The sequence below is a fragment of the Streptococcus oralis genome, from assembly GCF_001075875.1.
GTDB classification, from domain to species: Bacteria; Bacillota; Bacilli; order Lactobacillales; family Streptococcaceae; genus Streptococcus; species Streptococcus oralis_I.
Genome location: NZ_JUOS01000202.1, coordinates 1 through 5828 on the forward strand (window position 1 = coordinate 1; position 5828 = coordinate 5828).

5 protein-coding genes and 1 pseudogene are annotated in these 5828 nt (G+C 39.5%); 4 read left to right on the top strand and 2 right to left on the bottom strand.

From position 1 onward, the window contains the following. The first annotated feature begins 271 nt into the window (after positions 1-271). The 4 genes from ADM33_RS10365 to ADM33_RS10380 all read left to right on the top strand — a co-directional run bounded on the left by ADM33_RS10365 (position 272) and on the right by ADM33_RS10380 (position 4284). Positions 272-2524 (top strand): ATP-dependent Clp protease ATP-binding subunit, encoded by a 2253-nt coding sequence (locus ADM33_RS10365; protein ID WP_049505066.1) that lies wholly within the window; start codon positions 272-274, stop codon positions 2522-2524. An 88-nt stretch (positions 2525-2612) separates the two neighbouring features. Continuing rightward, positions 2613-3062, top strand: coding sequence for an NUDIX hydrolase (locus ADM33_RS10370; RefSeq protein WP_049505069.1), 450 nt, complete (start codon positions 2613-2615; stop codon positions 3060-3062). A 63-nt stretch (positions 3063-3125) separates the two neighbouring features. Next, positions 3126-3425 (top strand): DUF1827 family protein, encoded by a 300-nt coding sequence (locus tag ADM33_RS10375; protein WP_000767183.1) that lies wholly within the window; start codon positions 3126-3128, stop codon positions 3423-3425. Positions 3426-3651: 226 nt separating this feature from the next. Further along, the gene (locus ADM33_RS10380) at positions 3652-4284 is read left to right on the top strand and encodes a GNAT family N-acetyltransferase (RefSeq protein WP_049505073.1); all 633 of its coding nucleotides are present in this window, start codon (positions 3652-3654) and stop codon (positions 4282-4284) included. A gap of 34 nt (positions 4285-4318) precedes the next feature. On the opposite strand, the gene metK is transcribed toward ADM33_RS10380, so the two are convergent. Next, the gene (metK, locus tag ADM33_RS10385) at positions 4319-5509 is read right to left on the bottom strand and encodes a methionine adenosyltransferase (RefSeq protein ID WP_000003967.1); all 1191 of its coding nucleotides are present in this window, start codon (positions 5507-5509) and stop codon (positions 4319-4321) included. A 238-nt stretch (positions 5510-5747) separates the two neighbouring features. Continuing rightward, a pseudogene (locus ADM33_RS11030) lies at positions 5748-5828 on the bottom strand (GntR family transcriptional regulator); the annotation flags it as partial.

Sequence of the window (5828 nt, forward strand, 5' to 3'; positions counted from 1 at the left end):
TCGCGGGGCTGGGACTACGAAATCGAGACTTTGTCTATCGATTTCTGTCCCACCGCCTTTCACCAACGAGAATCCTTTTTGTATGACAAATAGGATTTTTTTCTTACTATCAAGATTTTCTCATGATTAGAGCTCTACTATTTATAGTGCTAGTATCCAATCTTTTTGCTTGAATTGCCCAATAATCATGATATAATTAAATTATATACTTGTTTGACTATTTTTGACCTTTTAGATTTAGTCAATACTAAGAAAGAAATGAGGTGGCGGTATGCTCTGTCAAAACTGTAAAATCAATGACTCAACAATTCATCTTTATACCAATCTCAATGGACAACAAAAGCAAATCGATCTTTGCCAAAATTGCTACAAAATTATCAAAACAGATCCTAACAATAGCTTATTCAAGGGCATTACAGATTTAAACAACCGTGATTTTGATCCCTTTGGAGACTTCTTTAACGATCTCAACAACTTTAGACCTTCTTCTAATAACAACAATATCCCCCCAACCCAGTCAGGGGGTGGATACGGTGGAAATGGTGGCTATGGTTCCCAAAATCGTGGTCCTGCCCAAACCCCACCACCAATCCAGGAAAAAGGACTCTTGGATGAATATGGTATCAATGTCACTGAGATTGCCCGTCGTGGAAATATTGACCCTGTAATTGGCCGTGATGAAGAGATTATCCGTGTCATTGAAATCCTCAACCGCAGAACAAAAAACAACCCTGTCCTCATCGGTGAACCCGGTGTTGGTAAGACAGCAGTTGTCGAAGGTTTAGCTCAGAAAATTGTTGACGGTGATGTTCCCCACAAACTTCAAGGGAAAGAAGTCATCCGCTTAGACGTCGTGAGTCTTGTTCAAGGAACAGGTATCCGAGGTCAATTTGAAGAGCGCATGCAAAAACTCATGGAAGAAATTCGTGATCGCGAGGATGTTATCCTCTTTATCGACGAAATTCATGAGATTGTCGGTGCTGGTTCAGCAGGAGAAGGGAATATGGATGCAGGAAATATCCTAAAACCAGCTCTTGCTCGTGGCGAACTCCAGTTAGTAGGTGCTACTACCCTCAATGAATACCGCATCATCGAAAAAGACGCCGCCCTTGAGCGCCGTATGCAACCTGTTAAAGTTGATGAACCAACTGTGGAAGAGACTATTATTATCCTCAAAGGTATCCAAAAGAAATACGAAGATTACCACCACGTTCATTATACAGATGGGGCTATCGAAGCTGCTGCTACTCTTTCTAACCGCTACATCCAAGACCGTTTCTTGCCAGACAAGGCCATTGACCTCCTAGATGAAGCTGGTTCAAAAATGAACTTAACCTTGAATTTTGTAGATCCTAAAGTCATCGACCAACGCTTAATCGAAGCAGAAAATCTCAAGACACAAGCAACCCGCGATGAAGATTTTGAAAAAGCAGCCTACTTCCGTGACCAGATTGCCAAATATAAGGAAATGCAAAAGACCAAGGTAACGGATCAGGATACCCCAATCATCAGCGAAAAAACAATCGAACACATCATCGAACAAAAGACCAACATTCCAGTTGGTGACCTTAAGGAAAAAGAGCAGTCTCAACTTATCAACCTAGCAGATGACCTCAAGGCTCATGTTATTGGACAAGATGATGCTGTTGATAAGATTGCTAAGGCTATCCGTCGTAACCGTGTTGGACTCGGTACTCCAAACCGTCCAATCGGTAGCTTCCTCTTTGTTGGTCCTACTGGTGTCGGTAAAACAGAACTTTCCAAACAACTAGCCATCGAACTCTTTGGTTCTGCTGATAGCATGATTCGCTTTGATATGAGTGAATACATGGAAAAACACAGCGTGGCTAAACTCGTTGGTGCCCCTCCAGGATACGTAGGTTATGATGAAGCAGGTCAATTGACTGAAAAAGTTCGTCGTAACCCCTACTCACTGATCCTCTTGGATGAAGTTGAAAAAGCCCATCCAGATGTTATGCATATGTTCCTTCAAGTCTTGGACGATGGTCGTTTAACGGATGGTCAAGGTCGTACCGTTAGCTTTAAAGACGCCATCATTATCATGACCTCAAATGCAGGTACAGGTAAGGCAGAAGCTAGTGTTGGATTTGGTGCTGCTAGAGAAGGCCGTACTAACTCTGTTCTTGGAGAATTAGGCAACTTCTTTAGTCCAGAATTTATGAACCGTTTTGATGGTATTATCGAATTCAAGGCTCTCAGCAAGGAAAATCTCCTTCAAATCGTTGATCTCATGTTAGATGATGTCAATAAACGACTCTCAAGCAATAACATCCATTTGGATGTAACAGATAAGGTTAAAGAAAAACTTGTAGACCTTGGTTATGATCCAAAAATGGGAGCTCGTCCACTACGTCGTACCATTCAAGACTATATCGAAGATGCGATTACGGACTACTACCTTGAAAATCCAAGTGAAAAAGACCTCAAGGCAGTCATGACTAGCAAGGGTAAAATCATGATTAAATCAAAAAATAAATTGGAAACAGTTGACTCAAATGACTAATTCCACATACTAAAAGAATGTTCTTACTTGACAGTAAGAGCATTCTTTAATATGATAGAAAGAAAGCGCACACATAAAGGAGAAATTTATGACAAATCCAACCTTTGGAGAAAAAAAAGAGGGTGTAACCTACAAAACTAGATATGGTGTTTATGCAGTCATCCCTGACTCAGCACATGAAAAGATTATCCTCGTTCAAGCTCCAAATGGTGCATGGTTCTTGCCTGGTGGCGAGATTGAAGCAGGTGAAGATCATTTTGAAGCTCTCAAACGAGAACTAATTGAAGAATTAGGTTTTACAGCTGAGATTGGCACTTATTATGGACAGGCAGATGAGTATTTCTATTCCAGCCATCGTGATACTTACTACTACAATCCAGCCTATCTCTACGAAGCTACTTCTTATCAAGAAATCCAAAAACCTTTGGAGGACTTCAATCATCTAGCTTGGTTCCCAATCGATGAATCCATTGCTAACTTAAAGCGTGGCAGTCATAAATGGGCAATTGAAGCTTGGAAAAAACAGCATCAAGTTTAAATTAACTTTTCCAATTTTTCCAAAAAGTGCTATAATAGAAATAGAAACACAGGAGGAAAGCCTATGAAGCTCATCAACACTACTAATTCTCACTCAAACCTTGTTAAAAGCCAACTGGAGAGTACCGACGCTACACTCGTAGAAGTCTACTCGGCAGGCAATACTGATGTTATCTTTACTCAGGCACCGCTTCATTATGAAATCCTCATTTCCAATAAACATCGTGCTATCCGCGAACAAGAAATAGAAAAAATCCAAGAATTTTTCTTGAATCGCAAGATCGAAAAGCAAAATATCGATGAAGCTAATATCAAGACCCTCTACTCTGAAAAATTGATTGAAATCTCAATCCCAACAAAATAAAACTTAGCTATATTTGGACAACACTCTAAAAATTCTAACTTTTTAGAGTGTTCTTTGTCTGTCTAATCCTATATTCTAGAATCAGATTCAGTGTTACAGAAAGAGTTTTCTAACAATCTTTCAACTTACTAAGTTTGGCAATATTTTTGTAAAAACTCGGTACTTGATCATCAAAACAATTAATTTTACTATTATAATTTACTAACATTAAAAAAGGAGCTCATAAATGGAGAAAATAGTATACAGAAAAGCAAGGCTAGACGAATACCAAAAAATTGGAAAAGTAATAGCCGATAGCTTCTTTGACTATCCATTCTTAACTCTAATCATAGATGATCTCAAGAAACCTGAAAACTATCCTGCTTTTTTAGAACTATTGGAAAGTCTCCTTACTCGCCTCTATATCAAAGAAGAAACCTGTTTAGTAGCTGAACAAGACGGAGAAATCCTAGCTGTCGCCTTATTACAACAAAATGATTTTTCTATCCTATCTTACTTGCTAAATGGTGTCATAAAACTGTTTCGCTACATTAGCCCACGAAATTTTCTGAAGTATCTTGATTTAGTAGACCGTTCCGAAAAACATTTGAAAAAATCTAATAGCTTTGACTGGTATTTGATGCTCCTTGCAGTCAATTCATCCGTTAAAGGACAAGGAGTGGGCAGTGCTTTTCTTAGAGACGCAGTTGAGCCTTATGTCAAATCCAAGGGCTGCAAGCGCTTAGGGCTCATTACCAGTACAGATAAAAATGTTCCGTTTTATAAAAAGAATGATTATGAATTGCTAGATTTTATGGAGTTAGAATATGGCACAAAATCCATTGGGAACTGGGCTTTTTTAAAGACTATCAATAAATAACTAAAAAAGGAGTTGAAATCAACTCCTTTTTACTTTATTTAACTGCTTCTTTCAAGGCGTCAACCTTATCCAAGCGTTCCCATGGAAGATCGATATCTGTACGTCCCATGTGTCCATAAGCCGCTGTTTGACGGTAGATTGGACGTTTGAGATCAAGCATTTGGATGATTCCTGCTGGACGAAGGTCAAAGATTTGACGCGCTGCTTTTTCAAGCTTGCTTTCAGCTACTGTTCCAGTACCGAAGGTATCGATACGCACAGATACTGGTTGGGCTACACCAATGGCATAAGCCAATTGCACTTCTGCTTTCTTAGCAAGTCCTGCTGCAACGATGTTTTTGGCGATGTAGCGAGCTGCATAAGAAGCTGAACGGTCAACCTTAGTCGCATCCTTACCAGAGAAGGCACCACCACCGTGGCGTGAGTAACCACCATAAGTATCCACGATGATCTTACGACCAGTCAAACCTGAGTCTCCTTGAGGTCCTCCGATAACGAAACGACCTGTTGGATTGATGAAGAATTTAGTTTCGTCGTCAAGATAAGAAGCTGGAATCACTTCTTTGATAACCTTGTTAATCACATCTTCATGAATTTGTTCATTGCTAACTTCTGGATCGTGTTGAGTTGAAATAACGACTGTATCCACGCGTACTGGCTGGTCATTTTCATCATATTCAACAGTAACTTGAGATTTAGCATCTGGACGAAGATAGCTAATTTCACCAGACTTACGAAGCTCTGCCAAACGACGAACCAACTTGTGGCTGAGTGAGATTGGCAATGGCATGAGTTCTTCAGTTTCATTAACCGCAAAACCAAACATGAGACCTTGGTCTCCAGCTCCAATCAAATCAAGTGGATCTTGATCTGCGTTTCCACGAACTTCCAAGGCTTCATTAACACCTTGGGCGATATCTGGTGACTGCTCAACAAGTGATGGGTGAACTCCTACTGTTTCAGCTGAGAATCCATACTCAGTGTTGGTATAGCCAATCTCTGCAATCGTATCACGTACCACACGGTTAATATCTACATAGGCATTGGTTGAAATTTCACCAAAAACATGAACTGAACCAGTATAAACAGCTGTTTCAGCAGCAACGTGGGCTTCTGGATCCTGCTCTAAAATAGCATCCAAGATAGCATCTGAAATTTGGTCTGCAATCTTATCTGGATGCCCCTCAGATACAGATTCAGACGTGAATAATTTACGTTCTGACATAAAAATGTCCCCCCTTAAAAAATATTCGTTATAGAGTTACAAAGTACTGGTAGAGAATCGATAAACGACCTTCACTACCACCTTATCGGGACCATATAACCTAACTATTATAACACGAATCTTTGAAAAATACTCGTATGATTACTATTTTTCTCAGAAGGAAAACATTTTCTAATCCAAACCAAATAAAAAAAACTCTTAAAGTAGATCTGATTTTACTCCAAGAGTATTGTTAAAACTAATTATTTTCTAGATAAAACTCAAAACGTTCTCCGACGTATTGGCTCTTTACATACTCGAAAGCTGTACCATCATCAAA